This is a genomic window from Agromyces rhizosphaerae (assembly GCF_027925245.1).
GTDB lineage: Bacteria > Actinomycetota > Actinomycetes > Actinomycetales > Microbacteriaceae > Agromyces > Agromyces rhizosphaerae.
The window spans coordinates 578,497-592,654 of record NZ_BSDP01000001.1 but is presented as its reverse complement, the minus strand read 5'-3'; the positions used below and the strand labels follow the sequence as shown (position 1 = coordinate 592,654).

At 70.9% G+C, this 14,158-nt stretch carries 15 protein-coding genes; 9 read left to right on the top strand and 6 right to left on the bottom strand.

Features of this window, described 5'->3' with window-relative positions:
• Positions 1-75: 75 nt before the first annotated feature.
• The 9 genes from QMG39_RS02770 to QMG39_RS02730 all read left to right on the top strand — a co-directional run bounded on the left by QMG39_RS02770 (position 76) and on the right by QMG39_RS02730 (position 8,841).
• Entirely contained in the window at positions 76-558 is a 483-nt protein-coding gene (locus QMG39_RS02770) for a cupin domain-containing protein (RefSeq protein ID WP_281882305.1), read from the top strand.
• 461 nt (positions 559-1,019) lie between these two features.
• Entirely contained in the window at positions 1,020-2,312 is a 1,293-nt protein-coding gene (gene urtA / locus QMG39_RS02765; RefSeq protein WP_281882303.1) for an urea ABC transporter substrate-binding protein, read from the top strand.
• Between the two features lie 97 nt (positions 2,313-2,409).
• Positions 2,410-3,294, top strand: coding sequence for an urea ABC transporter permease subunit UrtB (urtB, locus tag QMG39_RS02760; RefSeq protein WP_281882302.1), 885 nt, complete (start codon positions 2,410-2,412; stop codon positions 3,292-3,294).
• Entirely contained in the window at positions 3,291-4,424 is a 1,134-nt protein-coding gene (urtC, locus tag QMG39_RS02755; RefSeq protein ID WP_281882301.1) for an urea ABC transporter permease subunit UrtC, read from the top strand. The genes urtB and urtC overlap by 4 nt, the downstream gene beginning before the upstream one ends.
• A complete protein-coding gene (gene urtD, locus QMG39_RS02750; protein ID WP_281882300.1) occupies positions 4,421-5,242 on the top strand; it encodes an urea ABC transporter ATP-binding protein UrtD in 822 nt (273 codons plus the stop codon). Before urtC ends, urtD begins: the two co-directional genes overlap by 4 nt.
• Positions 5,242-5,922 carry an urea ABC transporter ATP-binding subunit UrtE gene (urtE, locus tag QMG39_RS02745; protein ID WP_281882299.1) on the top strand — a complete coding sequence of 227 codons (681 nt, stop codon included), beginning with the start codon at positions 5,242-5,244 and terminating at the stop codon, positions 5,920-5,922. Before urtD ends, urtE begins: the two co-directional genes overlap by 1 nt.
• A 56-nt stretch (positions 5,923-5,978) precedes the next feature.
• A complete protein-coding gene (locus QMG39_RS02740; RefSeq protein ID WP_373878290.1) occupies positions 5,979-7,703 on the top strand; it encodes a purine-cytosine permease family protein in 1,725 nt (574 codons plus the stop codon).
• Complete coding sequence (locus QMG39_RS02735; protein ID WP_281882297.1) at positions 7,703-8,269, top strand: TetR/AcrR family transcriptional regulator; 567 nt, start codon at positions 7,703-7,705, stop codon at positions 8,267-8,269. The genes QMG39_RS02740 and QMG39_RS02735 overlap by 1 nt, the downstream gene beginning before the upstream one ends.
• Positions 8,266-8,841 (top strand): TetR/AcrR family transcriptional regulator, encoded by a 576-nt coding sequence (locus QMG39_RS02730; RefSeq protein ID WP_281882296.1) that lies wholly within the window; start codon positions 8,266-8,268, stop codon positions 8,839-8,841. The genes QMG39_RS02735 and QMG39_RS02730 overlap by 4 nt, the downstream gene beginning before the upstream one ends.
• Positions 8,842-8,876: 35 nt before the next feature.
• On the opposite strand, the gene QMG39_RS02725 is transcribed toward QMG39_RS02730, so the two are convergent.
• From QMG39_RS02725 to ureB, 6 genes are read right to left on the bottom strand one after another with little or no spacing between them, the layout of a single operon-like run.
• A complete protein-coding gene (locus QMG39_RS02725) occupies positions 8,877-9,893 on the bottom strand; it encodes a HoxN/HupN/NixA family nickel/cobalt transporter (RefSeq protein ID WP_281882295.1) in 1,017 nt (338 codons plus the stop codon).
• Positions 9,881-10,666, bottom strand: coding sequence for an urease accessory protein UreD (locus QMG39_RS02720; protein WP_281882294.1), 786 nt, complete (start codon positions 10,664-10,666; stop codon positions 9,881-9,883). The genes QMG39_RS02725 and QMG39_RS02720 overlap by 13 nt, the downstream gene beginning before the upstream one ends.
• Complete coding sequence (gene ureG / locus QMG39_RS02715; RefSeq protein ID WP_281882293.1) at positions 10,663-11,448, bottom strand: urease accessory protein UreG; 786 nt, start codon at positions 11,446-11,448, stop codon at positions 10,663-10,665. Before ureG ends, QMG39_RS02720 begins: the two co-directional genes overlap by 4 nt.
• Positions 11,441-12,115, bottom strand: coding sequence for an urease accessory protein UreF (locus tag QMG39_RS02710; protein WP_281882292.1), 675 nt, complete (start codon positions 12,113-12,115; stop codon positions 11,441-11,443). Before QMG39_RS02710 ends, ureG begins: the two co-directional genes overlap by 8 nt.
• A complete protein-coding gene (locus QMG39_RS02705) occupies positions 12,115-13,818 on the bottom strand; it encodes an urease subunit alpha (RefSeq protein WP_281882291.1) in 1,704 nt (567 codons plus the stop codon). The genes QMG39_RS02710 and QMG39_RS02705 overlap by 1 nt, the downstream gene beginning before the upstream one ends.
• Positions 13,818-14,150 carry an urease subunit beta gene (ureB, locus tag QMG39_RS02700; protein ID WP_281882290.1) on the bottom strand — a complete coding sequence of 111 codons (333 nt, stop codon included), beginning with the start codon at positions 14,148-14,150 and terminating at the stop codon, positions 13,818-13,820. The genes QMG39_RS02705 and ureB overlap by 1 nt, the downstream gene beginning before the upstream one ends.
• Positions 14,151-14,158 lie beyond the last annotated feature (8 nt).

Below are 14,158 nucleotides of genomic sequence, written 5' to 3'. Positions count from 1 at the left end.
CCCTTGACCGCTCGCCGCATCGGCGGGATCGTGTCTCCGTGGGCTGGACGGCCCACGGCGAAGGGGGCGTTCGCGATGTTCGATTCGGTCAGGCGAGGCAGCCAGGAGGACTTCGCGCCGCGGCGCGTGGCCCAGGGCGGGTTCGCGTACGCGAAGCACGTCGTCACCGAGAAGGCCGACAGCCAGCTGCACGTGTCGTTCATGGAGCTCCCGCCGGGCGCGAGCGCGTTCCCGTACCACTACCACGACGGCATCACCGAGGCGTTCGTGATCCTCGCGGGCGAGGCGACGGTGCGCACGCCCGACGGCGACGTGCCGGTCGGGCCCGGCGAGGTCGTCGTGTTCCCACCGGGGCCCGCGGGCGCGCACCGCATCACGAACACGTCCGACACCGATCCGCTGCGCTACGTGGACCTCGACACCACGGGCGTGCCCGACGTGATCCACTACCCCGACTCGGGGAAGACCGCCTACAGCGTCGGTGGCGGCGCGGCCGCCGTCTGGCGCGACGGCGATGCCGTGGACTACTACGACGGCGAGGCGGATGCCGCGGGCTGACCGGTCGCTGGTTCGCTGACATCGCGTCGGCGGCTCGGTCGCCCGCAGGAATGACAGAACACTGTCACGATGCGGTAACGGGCGGCATCCCTCGTCTTCCGCCCGGCGGATGGCGAAGCCCGCAAAATCGGCAACGTCGCCCGTTATTCCGGGCATCATGGCGAATCTGCTCGGCGCTCACCCGTGAGCATTAACACGAGTGACATATCGAAGCAATGTCAATGTAATGCCGACCCCCGAATCTAGGAACACCTGCAGCGGTCGGCAGTCTTCTGCCGACGAGTACCACCGGGTCGGATCGCGCCGGTACCGCGACGATCCGCCCGGGCACCACGAGCACCTCCCACCGGCGATGGCGGATCCGACGGATCCGCGCCGCGGGCGGGACCGGTCGTGCACCTCCCGGCGGCCGTGCCTCCCGTTCCGCGATTCGCACACTTCACACCGAAACGGAGCACAGCATGATCACCACGAGCAGGAAGCGCGTCAAGACGCTTCTCGCCGCGGGCGCGCTCGCCGCGAGCACGGCCCTCATCCTCTCCGCCTGCGGCGCTCGCGCCGGCGACACCGCCTCCGACGACGCGTCCGCGAGCTGCGTCGACACCTCGGGCGACACCATCAAGCTCGGCTTCCTCAACTCGCTCACCGGTGGCATGGCCATCTCGGAGACGACGGTCTCGAACGTGCTGCACATGGCGGCCGACGAGATCAACGCAGACGGCGGCATCCTGGGCAAGCAGATCGAGTACATCCAGGAGGACGGCGCGACCGACTGGCCGACCTTCGCCGAGAAGACCGAGAAGCTGCTCACGCAGGACTGCGTCGCCGCGATCTTCGGCGGCTGGACCTCGTCGTCGCGCAAGGCCGTCAAGCCGGTCGTCGAGGAGCACAACGGGCTCTTCTTCTACCCGGTGCAGTACGAGGGCCTCGAGTCGTCGCCGAACATCTACTACACGGGTGCGACCACGAACCAGCAGATCCTCCCGGCGATGGACTTCCTCGCGGCCGAGGGCGTGGAGACCCTGTTCCTCGCCGGTTCCGACTACGTGTTCCCGCGCACCGCGAACGCGATCATCAAGCTCTACGCGGCCGAGCTCGGCATCGAGATCGTCGGCGAGGAGTACGTGCCGCTCGACAAGGACGACTGGACCACGCAGGTGGCGAAGATCGTCGAGGCGGACCCCGACTTCGTGTTCAACACCATCAACGGCTCGTCGAACGTCGGCTTCATCAAGGCGTACTACGACGCGGGCCTCTCGCCCGACGAGACGCCGATCATCTCGGTGTCCATCGCCGAGGAGGAGGCGCCGGCCATGGGCCACGAGGTCACCGGCAACTACGCCTCGTGGAACTACTTCCAGTCGCTCGAGACGCCGAACAACCCGGCGTTCATCGAGGCCTGGCAGGCCTACCCGGGCTCGAGCGGCGTGACCAGCGACCCGATGGAGGCCGCGTACATCTCGCTGTACCTCTACAAGGAGCTCGTCGAGGCCGCCGGTTCGTTCGACGTCGACGCGGTGAACGAGGCCGCGCTGTCGGGTGAGATCACGGTGGACGCGCCCGAGGGCGTGGTGACGCTGAACGGCGAGAACCACCACATCTCGAAGCCGGGTCACATCGGCAAGATCAACGAGGACAACCAGTTCGACATCGTCTGGGCGTCCGAGGAGTTCATCGAGCCGGACCCGTACCTCTACGAGTACGAGTGGTTCCCGGCCGACGTCCGCGACGCGCTCGTCGCCGCCGCGGGCTGATCCTCCCCGCGGAACGCGGGCCCCGTGCCGAAACGGCGCGGGGCCCGCGCCCCCACCTCTCGAGACCCCGCATCCGCATGGAAGGGAGCGACCACACGTGGACGCACTCATACCGCCGCTGCTGAACGGCACCGCACTCGGTGCGCTGCTGCTGCTGGCGGCACTCGGCCTCACGCTCACGTTCGGCCAGATGGGCGTCATCAACATGGCGCACGGCGAGTTCATCATGGCCGGCGCCTTCGTCGCCTACCTGACCCAGCTGATCATCCCGTCGAGCAGCATCTCGATCCCGGTCGCGCTGCCGCTCGCATTCGTGGTGGCCGGCCTCCTCGGCCTCCTGCTCGAGGTGAGCATCATCCAGTGGATGTACCGGAGGCCGCTCGACACCCTCCTCGTCACCGTCGGCGTCGCCCTGATCCTCCAGCAGGCGGCGCTCCAGATCTTCCCTGCCCAGGGCGTCCCGGTCGAGAACCCCGAATGGCTCCAGGGGCAGCTCGACGTGTTCGGCTACGCCTGGCCCTACCGCCAGCTCTTCACCATCCTGCTGGCCGCGGCCTGCGTCGCCGCACTCGCGGCGTGGCTCAAGTACACCTCGTTCGGCCGGCGCATCCGTGCCACCGTGCAGAACCGCGACCTCGCGGAGACCATCGGCATCCGCACCCGCGTCGTCGACCGCATCACGTTCTTCGTCGGCTCCGGCCTCGCCGGCGTCGCGGGCGTCGCCGCATCGCTCATCGGCGGCACCAACTCGCAGATGGGCACGCAGTACATCATCCCGGCCTTCCTCGTGGTGGTCGCCGGCGGCATCGGCCAGGTCAAGGGCACGGTGATCGCCGCCTGGGTGATCGGCGTCGCGATGGCGCTGTTCGCCGACTGGACGACCGGCAGCCTCGCGCAGGTGCTCGCCTTCGCACTCGTCGTCGTGTTCCTGCAGTTCCGGCCCCAGGGCCTCTTCACCGTTCGGACCAGGGGGTTGGCATGACCGCACTGATGAAACTCAAGCCGTACGCGTCGCTCATCGGCATCGCCGTGTTCGCGGTGCTCCTGCTCGCCGTCGCGCCCTCGCTGCTCTCGATGCACTGGATCAACAACCTCGGCAAGTACTGCGCCTGGGCGATCGTCGCGGTGGGCATCGGGCTCGCCTGGGGCCGCGGCGGCATGCTCGTCATGGGCCAGGGCGTCTTCTTCGGGCTCGGCGCCTACGCCATGGCGATGCACATGACCCTCGAGAACGCGGGCCCCGACGCCATTCCGTCGTTCATGATCCTCTACGACCCCCTCGCACCGCTCCCGGCATTCTGGGAGCCGTTCCGCAGCGAGCTGTTCACCCTGGCGGCGATCATCCTGCTGCCGGTCATCGTCGCGGGCATCCTGGGCTATGCGCTCTTCAAGCGGCGCGTGAAGGGCGCGTACTTCGCGATCCTGACCCAGGCGCTCGCCGTCGCGACGGCCGTGCTCGTCAGTTCGACGATCCGCGAGACCGGCGGCGACACCGGCCTCAGCGGCTTCCGCACCTTCTTCGGGTTCCTGCTCAGCGACGACGCGAACAAGGTGATGATCTACCTGATCACGGCCGGGCTGCTGATCGCCTGCATGCTCCTGGTCTGGCAGCTCCACCGCAGCAGGTTCGGCGAGCTGCTGCTCGCGACCCGCGACGCGGAGGAGCGCGTGCGGTTCCTCGGATACGACCCCGCGAACATCAAGCTGACCGCCTTCGTGATCGCCGCGGTCATGGCCAGCATCGGCGGGGCGATGTTCGTCCCGATCGTGGGCATCATCACCCCGGCCGAGATCGGGGCCTCCGCCTCGATCCTCATGATCGCCGGCGTCGCGCTCGGCGGTCGCGCCTCGCTCTTCGGCCCGGTGCTCGGCGCGATGGCGATCGGCTGGGGGCAGTCGAGCCTCGCCTCGAGCTGGCCCGAGGGGTGGATCTACATCCTCGGCCTGCTGTTCGTCGTCGTCACGCTGTTCCTCCCGAACGGGCTCGCCTCGCTGTACACCCGGGCGAAGGGGCTCATCGCGGGACGGCGGGACAACGGCGCCGCACCGCCGGAACCGCCGGCACCGACCGGGGCGGCCGCGACGGCCGAGAAGGCGGAGGTCTCCGCATGAGCGCGAACGACCGGGCCGGCACCCTCGACGAGGCGGTCGAGCAGGCCGCCCCCGACGCGGAGACCTCGGTCGCCGTGTCCCACCTCACCGTGAGCTTCGACGGCTTCACCGCGGTCGACGACGTCAGCCTGCTGATGCTGAAGGGCCAGGTGCACTTCCTCATCGGCCCGAACGGCGCCGGCAAGACGACGCTCGTGGACGCACTGACCGGGCTCGTCCCGTCGACGGGGACCGCGATGTACGACGGCATGGACCTCGTCTCCATGAAGACGAACAAGATCATCCGCGCCGGGGTCGGACGCACGTTCCAGACCGCGACCGTCTTCGACGAGCTCTCGGTGCTGCAGAACCTCGACATCGCCGGAGGCGTGCACCGCACGGCCTGGCGGCTGCCGTTCCGGCGGCGCGGCGTGCCCGACTACGTCGAGGAGGCGCTCGAGACGATCGGGCTCTCCGCGCTGCGGGACGTGCCGGCCGGCATCCTCGCCCACGGGCAGAAGCAGTGGCTCGAGATCGGGATGCTGCTCGTGCAGGACGCGAAGGTGATGTTCCTCGACGAGCCCGTCGCGGGCATGAACGCCGACGAGCGCGACGAGACCGGCGAGCTGCTGCGCCGCATCGGCGACGAGCGCACGATCATCGTCATCGAGCACGACATGGACTTCGTCCGCAACTACGCCGAGTGGGTGACCGTCATGCACACCGGCAAGCTCCTGACGGCCGGAACCGTGGAACAGGTACAGGCCGACCCCCGTGTGCAGGCGGTCTACCTCGGGACGGCGGCCGACGCCGCCGTGGAAGGGATGGGTGGGCACTGATGCTCGAGATCAGCGGAGTCACGGCCGGCTACGGCCGCACCAGGGTGCTCCACGACGTGACGGTCCGGATCCCCGACGGCGAGGCCGTATCGATCATGGGGCACAACGGCGCAGGCAAGACGACCCTGCTGCGCGTCGCGACGGGGCTGCTCCCGGTGATGAGCGGCAAGGTGCTCATCGACGGTGAGGATGTCACGAAGATGCCGCCGTCCAAGCGCGTGAAGCGCGGGCTCGGCTACGTGCCCCAGGGCCAGCAGTGCTTCCCGCAGATGACGACCCTCGAGAACCTGCAGCTCGTGGCGAAGCGGCAGTCGGAGATCGACGAGGTGTTCGACCTGTTCCCCGTGCTGAAGGAACTGCTCGCGCGACGGGCCGGCCTCCTCTCGGGCGGCCAGCGCCAGCAGCTGGCGATCGCCCGCACGCTGCTGACCAGGCCGAAGATCCTCGTGCTCGACGAGCCGACCGAGGGCATCCAGCCGAACATCGTCGCCGACATCGAGCGGGTCATCATCGACCTCACCCGACGGGGCGACATGTCGGTGCTGCTCGTCGAGCAGCACGTCGGATTCGCGCTGCGCTCCACCAACGACTACTACGTGCTGCAGTCGGGGCGCATCACCATGACGGGGCAGGGAGGTGCCGAGGCCATCGACAGCGTGCGCGAGGCGATGGCGATCTGAGTCCACATCGAAGCCTCACGGCAACGCGTTCGAAACACTCGCTCGGGACAATCCTGATGTCGGGATCTCCCGGGGAGGTCGGAGTGGATGCACTGCGAGTGAGGTCCGAGAGCCGTGCGGGCGATGCGCGCGCCGCCGCGGAGGACAGCCTCGAGGACTACGCGTTCCGTTACGTGCCGCGTTCGTTCCGGCGCTGGAGCGCCCTATCCGTCGGCGGAACCGCGCTCGGCTCGATCGCGTTCCTCGCGGACTTCTCCATCGGCGCGAGCATCGGCCTGACCCACGGCACCTCGAATGCGCTGCTCGGCATCCTGCTGGCATCCGTCATCATCTTCCTCGTCGGCTTCCCGGTCGCGTACTACGCGGCCCGCTACAACCTCGACCTCGACCTGATCGCGCGCGGCTCCGGTTTCGGCTACTACGGCTCGATCATCACGACCGTGGTGTTCGCGGGGTTCACCTGCATCTTCTTCGCGCTCGAGGGCGCGATCATGGCCCAGGGCCTCGAGGCGGCCGTGGGGATCCCGCTCCCGGTGGGCTACCTGATCTCCACCGTCGTGGTGATCCCGATCGTGATCTTCGGCATGCGCGCGCTGGAGCGCCTGCAGTTCTGGACCACGCCGCTCTGGCTCGCACTGGCGCTGCTGCCGCTCATCTGGATCGTGCTCACCCAGCCCGACGTCGTCTCGGAGTTCATCGAGTTCACCGGGGCGTCCGACGGCACCGTCAGCTTCAGCGCCGTGGTCGCGGCAGCCGCCGTCTGCTTCGCCCTCACCCCGCAGCTCGCGGAGCAGATCGACTACATCCGGGTGATGCCGCCCCGGCGACCCGCGAACGCGAAGTCGTGGTGGACCTCGTTCGTCTTCAGCGGGCCCGGCTGGGTGATCTTCAGCGGCACCAAGCAGGTGATCGGGCTCTTCCTCGCCGTGTACCTGGTGACGAAGGTGAACCCGGGGATCGGCGACCGCGCCGTGGAGCCGGTGAAGCAGCTGCTCGGCATGTACCAGTCGCTCCTGCCCGACTGGGTCGCGCTGATCCTCGCGCTCATCCTCATCGTCATCGCGCAGGTGAAGATCAACGTGACCAACGCGTACTCGGGGTCGCTCGCGTGGTCGAACGTGTACACGCGGGTGAAGAAGCGCTACCCGGGGCGGACGGTCTTCGTGATCTTCAACCTCGTCATCGCGCTGGCGCTCATGCTGCTCGGCGTCTTCAACCTCATGTCGGTCGTCCTCAGCCTCTACGCCAACGTGGTCATGGCCTGGCTCGTGACCATCTCCGCCGACATCGTGATCAACAAGCACCTGCTCGGCATCTCGCCGCGCTTCCCCGAGTTCCGCCGCGGCATGCTGCACGACTGGAACCCGGTCGGCCTGGTCTCGGTGGGCCTCGCGTCGCTGCTCTCGCTCGCGTGCTTCGCCGGCGCGTTCGGGCCCGACCTGCAGCCCTTCTCCGTGCTCATCGCCATCGGCGTCGCCGCGACCGTGACCCCGATCATGGCGCTCGCGACGCGTGGCCGGTTCTACCTGCGGCGCCGGTCCGACGGCATCCCGACGCCCATCCTCGACTCCGACGGGAACCCGTCGGGGGAGCGGCTCCGGTGCCACGTCACGGGCTACACTTTCGAGAGACCGGACATGCTCGCGTCGGCCGAACCCGGGCCGAACGGCGAGGTGCAGTTCGTGTCGTCACTGGCTCTGGCGCTCGACGAGTCCGACCGATACGTCCTGCCGCCCGAGCCGGTCGTGTTCGATCCGGACCGGGTGGGAGGGGCGTCGTGATGGACGAGTCCCTCGACACGCGCTCGGTGATCCTCGCCGGTGCGGCGAAGCTGCTGCGCCAGAACACCTTCGAGGACGTCTCCTACCTCGAGCTCGCCGAGCTCGCCGAGGTCTCCGAGCGCACCGTCTACCGCCGGTTCCCGACCCGATCCCACCTGCTCGAGGCGCTCGGCCGCTGGCTCGAGGAGGAGTACTTCCCGATCCCGGAGTTCCACACCGTGGACGAGTTCCGCGACGCGGTGCGGGCACGGTTCCGCGCCTACGACGCGGAACCCGCGTTCGCCTTCGTCGCGGCCCGGGGCGCGGCGCTGTCACCGACCGGTGAGGAGTCGCCCGCGACGTTCACCGCCGCGATCATCGCGATGCTCGAGACGACGGCACCGACCCTGAACCGCAGGGATGCGCTCCGGGCGGCATCCGCCGCGCGATACTTCGCGTCGCCGATGTTCTGGGCGCGCATGCGGACCGGCTTCGAGATGAGCGCCGACGAGGTGTACCGGGCGTTCGACGTCGCCATGGTCCGCGTGCTGCCCGCCGCCCAGAGGCCGAGCCGGGCGGGGTCGTGAGCGCCGTGGCGGCCGAGCCCTCGGCGACGCAGGAGGCGATCCTCTCCGCCTATGCGGAGCTCATCGAGGAGGTGGGCACCGACGACGTCTCCTTCCGCCTGATCGCGCTGCGGGCGGGCGTCGGCGAGCGAACCGTGTTCCGCCACTACCCGACGCGGGTCGACCTGCTGCTCGCGACGGCGGCCTGGATCGAGGCCACGATCTTCAGCCGACAGGAGTCGGAGTCGATCTTCGACGTCCCGATCGCGATCCGCGAGGCGATCGAGGCCTACGACCGTCGTCCCGAGCTGGCGCACGTGGTGGCCGAGACGGCGATGCGCGGCGTGAACGGCTCGGAACCGGCTCCGCAGCGGGCCCACCTCGACGCCATGCTGCGGCGTGAGGTGCCGGCACTCGACGACGCGGAGCGCCGTGACATCGTCGCGGCGCTGTGCCACCTCGACTCCTCGGCGACGTGGGTCACGATGCGGCGCGAGCTCGGCATGTCGGGCCGCGACATCGCCGATGCCGCGACCTGGTCGGCGGAGGCGATCCTCGACCCGATCCGCGACCTCGGCGCGCCCGCGACCTGAGCCCGTCGTCCGCGGCCGCGGCCGCGGCCCGTCGATCACGACGCGGTCGAGATGCGCCCCCTCGTGCGCGCGGCGATCCACGCCGTGAGCCACGCGAGCACGATCGCGGCGACGATGACCGGTCCGAACCACTCGAGGTCGATCGACGCCACCGCGACCACCGGCGTCCAGCGCACGCCCCCGGCGTCGACGAGCACGCCGGAGAGCCCGACGGTGCCGACGGCCAGGGCGACCGCCACGGAGATCGAGATGAGCGCGGCGTTGTAGCGCCGCCGCCGCTCGGGCTCGTCCGCCGACCAGCGGTAGATCCCGGCCGTCACCACGCTGTTCAGGCCGTCGCACATCACCATCCCGGCCGTGAACAGCACCGGCAGCACCAGTGCGGCGTACCACGGCATCACGACGCCCGCGCCGCCGGCGAGGAGCAGCAGGGTGATCGTCGACGCCGTGTCGAAGCCCAGGCCGAACAGCAGCCCGACCACGAACATCTTCCAGGGCGCGTCGAGCGTCGCCGACGTCCGGGCGATCAGCCGCGAGACGATCCCGGCGGGGGCGGGGTGCTCGCGACCTGCGGGCGCGGACCCGTCGGCGCCGCCGGACAGGCGCACGAGGATCACGATGTTCGCGGCCGCCATCGCCAGCAGGAAGACGCTCGACACCGTCGGGCCCCACACGCCCGTGAACGACGCCAGCGGCGAATCGTCCACGCCGATCTGCGAGGTCAGCGCGCCGAGGCCGGCCGTGACCAGGCCGACCGCGACGAGCACCACGGTCGAGTGGCCGAGTGCGAACCAGAGGCCCACGCCCGACGGGTCCCGTCCGTCGGCCACGAGCTTTCGGCTGGTGTTGTCGATCGCCGCGATGTGATCGGCGTCGAACGCGTGGCGCATGCCGAGGAGGAACGCGGTGATCGCGAGGCCGAACCCGAACGTGGTGGCCTCCGCACCGGTCTCCCCGGGCAGCACGAGGGTCGCGAACAGGGCCCATCCGACGAGAGGGAGTCCGGCCGCAGTGGCGAGCGTGGCCCGGGCCGCCGGGCTCAGGCGCCACACGCGAGGCTCCGCACGGGTGGGGTCGTGCCCTCGGAGCTCGCGGCGACGACCCCCGGGTCGCGACGGAGCGCACCGAGCGTCACGCCCGCGAGCGGGCTCTCGTGCGCGGCCGCGCCGAGGTACCGCAGGAGGGTGCCGCCGCGCTCGAGCTCGAGGCGGGTCGCTCCGGCGACCGTCTCGATCGGCGAGTGATCGCCGAAGGCGAGGATGCCGTCCATGACGCGATGGGCCCCGAGGATGCCCGGCACCGGCAGGGCACCGCTCGCGGTGAGCGTCTCGCACAGGATCGGTCCGTCGGAATCGGAGACGTCGGTGCGCATCCTGAGTGTGCCGCCGCGTTCGCCGGTGCGCCCGAGCACGAGCGTCTCGCGCATGACGCACGACGCCCCCGGGTCGAGGGTGACGGAGAGCGAGCGGTCGAGCGCACCGGCATCCGTGATCACCGTCGGCAGTCCCTCCCACGCGAGGCGGGCGCCGGACGCGAGGTCGACGCGGGCGTGCCAGCCGGATTCCTCGCCGCAGGCGCCGGACTCGCCGTCGCGTCCGTAGACCACGAGCCCGCCGATGTCGACGAGCGTGAGCTCGCAGCCCGCGCCGACGCGGATGACCAAGCGCACGTCGTCGCCCGGGAGCAGCATGGCCCGGCCCGCGACGAGCGCCACCTCGACCGAGCGGCCGCGTCGCCGCACCAGGCGCGGCACCACGAGCTCGCCCGCCAGGGCGCACGTCGCCCCGTCGCCGCGGGGCGCGACCTCGACGACGGTGGGGCTCACGGGTGGGCGTGCTCCGCCTGGCCGGGCGCGTCCGCCTCGGTGGCGTGCGCGTGGTCGTCGCCGCCGCCCTCGTGGGTGTGGAGGTAGCCGTTGCCCTCCTCGTCCGCGTGGAAGTGCGGTGCCATCGGGCCGGGGTCCTGCGGCACGTGCGAGCCCGCCCGGTGCGCGGCCAGCATCGACAGCACCCACTCGCGCAGGGCGGCGACGGATGCCTCGTCGGAGCGTGACAGCGCGAGCACGGGCCGCCCGTCGCGTGCGTCGGTCGCGTCGGCGACCATCTGCGGCACGTCGACGCCGACGTAGGGCGCGAGGTCGGTCTTGTTCACGACCAGCAGGTCGGCCCGGCCGATGCCCGGGCCGCCCTTGCGGGCAACGTCGCCGCCGCCGGCCACGTCGAGCACGAAGATCTGCGCGTCCACGAGGGCGGGGGAGAAGGTCGCGGTGAGGTTGTCGCCGCCCGACTCGATGACCACGAGGTCCAGCGGCTCGAACGCACGCTCGAGGTCCTCCGCGGCGAGCAGGTTCGCGGTGACGTCGTCGCGGATCGCGGTGTGCGGGCAGGCGCCGGTCTCGACCGCCACGATGCGCTCGGGCGCGAGCACGCCGGCAGACCGCAGGAAGCGCGCGTCCTCGTCGGTGTAGATGTCGTTGGTGATGACGCCGATGCGGATCTCGTGCGCGAGGGCGCGGCAGATGGTGGCGATCAGCGACGACTTGCCGACGCCGACGGGGCCGGCGACGCCGAGGCGCAGGGCGCGGGGGGTGTGAGCGTGATCAGGCACGGAAGAGCCTCCTGGTGGATCGGGCGTGGACCTCGGCCCACGCTTCGGACTGCGGCGCGCTGGGCGCCGGGATCTCGGCCGGATCGGTGATCCGGGCGATGGCGATGAGGTGCTCGTCGGCCTCGGCGCACAGGCCCGCGACCATCGAGACGAGGTCGAGCGGGTCGCGCGGCTCGAGCTTCAGCACGGCGGCGGCGGCGGCTTGCAGGTCCTCGTAGACGACGAGCCGGGCGAGCTCGAGCGGCGGCAGCTCGAGGCCCGCAGCGATGACGCCGAGCACGCAGGGCCTCGGCGGCGGCGTGGGGCGCTCGCGCCAGGCGGCGATGATCGCGTCGCCGGGGAGCAGCTCGCCGCCGACGCGCAGGTACCCTCGCGCGAGCAGCCGGGCCGCGTCCCTCAGGGCGCGACTCGGGGTGCGCGCCGCCCATGCCGCCTCGACGGCGTCGAGGTCGCCGCCGTCGAGCGCCGCGTGCCGGGCGGCCACGGCCGTGCCCGCCTCCACGAGCGTGGTCGTCGCGGCGCGTGCGCGGAGCAGCGCGGGCAGCTCTGCCGGCGCCATGCCCGACAGCAGGGCGGGTTCGACGCCCGCGGAGTGGGCGTGACCCCCCGAGGGGAGTCGCGCGTCGGCCAGGAGCATCGCGGCCGTCGATGGTGCCAGCGGGGACATCAGAACAGCTGGTAGAGCTGGGCGAGGGGGAGCGTCGCCGCGGGCGCGGGCTCCACCTGGTCGCCGTCGATCGAGATGTCGAACGTGTCGGGCCGGATGTCGATGGCGGGCAGGACGTCATTGTTGCGCATGTCCGCCTTGCCGACGTCGCGGGTCGGGCCGACGGGCAGCAGCCGGCGGGTGAGCCCGAGGCGGGCCTCGATGCCGCCGTCCAGGGCGGCCGGCGCGACGAAGGAGACCGAGAGCGGGCCGCCGATCGCGTCGAGGAACGCGGGGCGCATGAGCACCGGCTGCGGGGTCGGGATCGACGCGTTCGGGTCGCCGAGCGCGCCCCAGACCAGGCCGCCGCCCTTGATCACGACGCTCGGGCGGAACCCGAAGAACTTCGGCTCCCACAGTGCGAGGTCCGCGAGCTTGCCGACCTCGATCGAGCCGACCTCACCGTCGATGCCGTGCGCGATCGCGGGGTTCACCGTGTACTTGGCCACGTACCTGCGGGCGCGCTCGTTGTCGGCCGGCAGCCCGCCGCCGAGCGGGCCGCGGCGGTGCTTCATGACGTGCGCGACCTGCCAGGTGCGCGTGACCACCTCGCCGATGCGGCCCATCGCCTGGGCGTCGGAGGAGGTGATCGAGATCGCACCCATGTCGTGCAGGATGTCCTCCGCCGCGATGGTCGTCGCCCGGATGCGCGACTCCGCGAACGCGAGGTCCTCGGGTACCCCGGGGTTGAGGTGATGACAGACCATGAGCATGTCGAGGTGCTCGGCGACCGTGTTGACCGTGTGCGGCAGGGTCGGGTTGGTCGAGCCGGGGATGACGTGGGGGAGCCCGGCGATCGACAGGATGTCGGGGGCGTGGCCGCCGCCCGCGCCCTCGACGTGGAACGCGTGGATGCTGCGTCCGGCCATCGCGGCGATGCTCGACTCGACGAACCCCGCCTCGTTCAGCGAGTCGCTGTGCAGGGCGACCTGCAGGCCCCACTCCTCGGCGGCGGTGAGGCTGGCGTCGATCGCCGCAGGGGTGGAGCCCCAGTCCTCGTGGACCTTGTAGCCTGCGGCACCCGCGAGCGCCTGTTCCTCGAACGCGGCCGTCGAGACGGTGTTGCCCTTGCCGAGGAGCAGCACGTTCACCGGCAGGTGGTCCATGGAGCGGTGCATCTGCTCGAGGTGCCAGGCGCCGGGGGTCACGGTCGTGGCCTTCGACCCCTCGGAGGGCCCCGTGCCGCCGCCGACGATCGTCGTGATGCCGGTCGCGACGGCCTCGTGCACCTGCGACGGGGAGAGCAGGTGGACGTGCGAATCGATCGCGCCGGCCGTGAGGATCTTGCCCTCGCCCGAGATGACGTCGGTGGACGGGCCGATGACGAGGGCGGGGTCGACGCCGTCGGCGATGTCGGGGTTGCCCGCGCGGCCGATGCCGGCGATGCGCCCGTCGCGGATGCCGACATCGGCGCGGACCACGCCCCACCAGTCGAGGATGATCGCGTTGGTGATGACCGTGTCGAGCGCCCCATCGGCGCGCGACGCCGTGCTCTGGGCCATCGACTCGCGAATGGACTTGCCGCCGCCGAACACGGCCTCCTCGCCGCCGACGGTCAGGTCGTCCTCGAGCTCGATCCAGAGGTCGGTATCGCCGAGGCGTACCTGGTCGCCCGTGGTCGGGCCGTAGATCGCGGCGTAGCGCTCCCGGTCGATGTGCACCATCAGTCGCCCCCGTTCGATCGCACCTGGATGCCCGGCACGCGCCGGCGCCCGCGGAGGGCAACGGCGCCCACCTGCTTCGACACCCCGGGCTCGAACCGCTCCGACGTCCCCGATGGCACGTCCAGCCGGAAGCCCGCGGCCGCCTCGCGGTCGAACTGCAGCGCGGCGTTCACGTCGGGCAGGTGGATGTGCGAGCCGATCTGCACGGGCCGGTCGCCGGTGTTCAGGATCACCAGCTCGAGGCGCTCCTCGTCGGTGCGGTCCGCGTTGAGCTGGATCGAGCCGGGCCGCACGCGGATCGCGCCCGGTCCGGAGGATGCTCCTGCTGCCATGGCGACTC

Coding starts and splice junctions, on each gene's coding strand:
- QMG39_RS02740 (WP_373878290.1), top strand. CDS start 5,979: ATGTCGGGATCTCCCGGGGAGGTCGGAGTGGATGCACTGCGAGTGAGG.
- QMG39_RS02735 (WP_281882297.1), top strand. CDS start 7,703: ATGGACGAGTCCCTCGACACGCGCTCGGTGATCCTCGCCGGTGCGGCG.
- urtE (WP_281882299.1), top strand. CDS start 5,242: ATGCTCGAGATCAGCGGAGTCACGGCCGGCTACGGCCGCACCAGGGTG.
- QMG39_RS02770 (WP_281882305.1), top strand. CDS start 76: ATGTTCGATTCGGTCAGGCGAGGCAGCCAGGAGGACTTCGCGCCGCGG.
- QMG39_RS02705 (WP_281882291.1), bottom strand. CDS start 13,818: ATGGTGCACATCGACCGGGAGCGCTACGCCGCGATCTACGGCCCGACC.
- urtD (WP_281882300.1), top strand. CDS start 4,421: ATGAGCGCGAACGACCGGGCCGGCACCCTCGACGAGGCGGTCGAGCAG.
- urtA (WP_281882303.1), top strand. CDS start 1,020: ATGATCACCACGAGCAGGAAGCGCGTCAAGACGCTTCTCGCCGCGGGC.
- urtC (WP_281882301.1), top strand. CDS start 3,291: ATGACCGCACTGATGAAACTCAAGCCGTACGCGTCGCTCATCGGCATC.
- QMG39_RS02710 (WP_281882292.1), bottom strand. CDS start 12,115: ATGTCCCCGCTGGCACCATCGACGGCCGCGATGCTCCTGGCCGACGCG.
- ureB (WP_281882290.1), bottom strand. CDS start 14,150: ATGGCAGCAGGAGCATCCTCCGGACCGGGCGCGATCCGCGTGCGGCCC.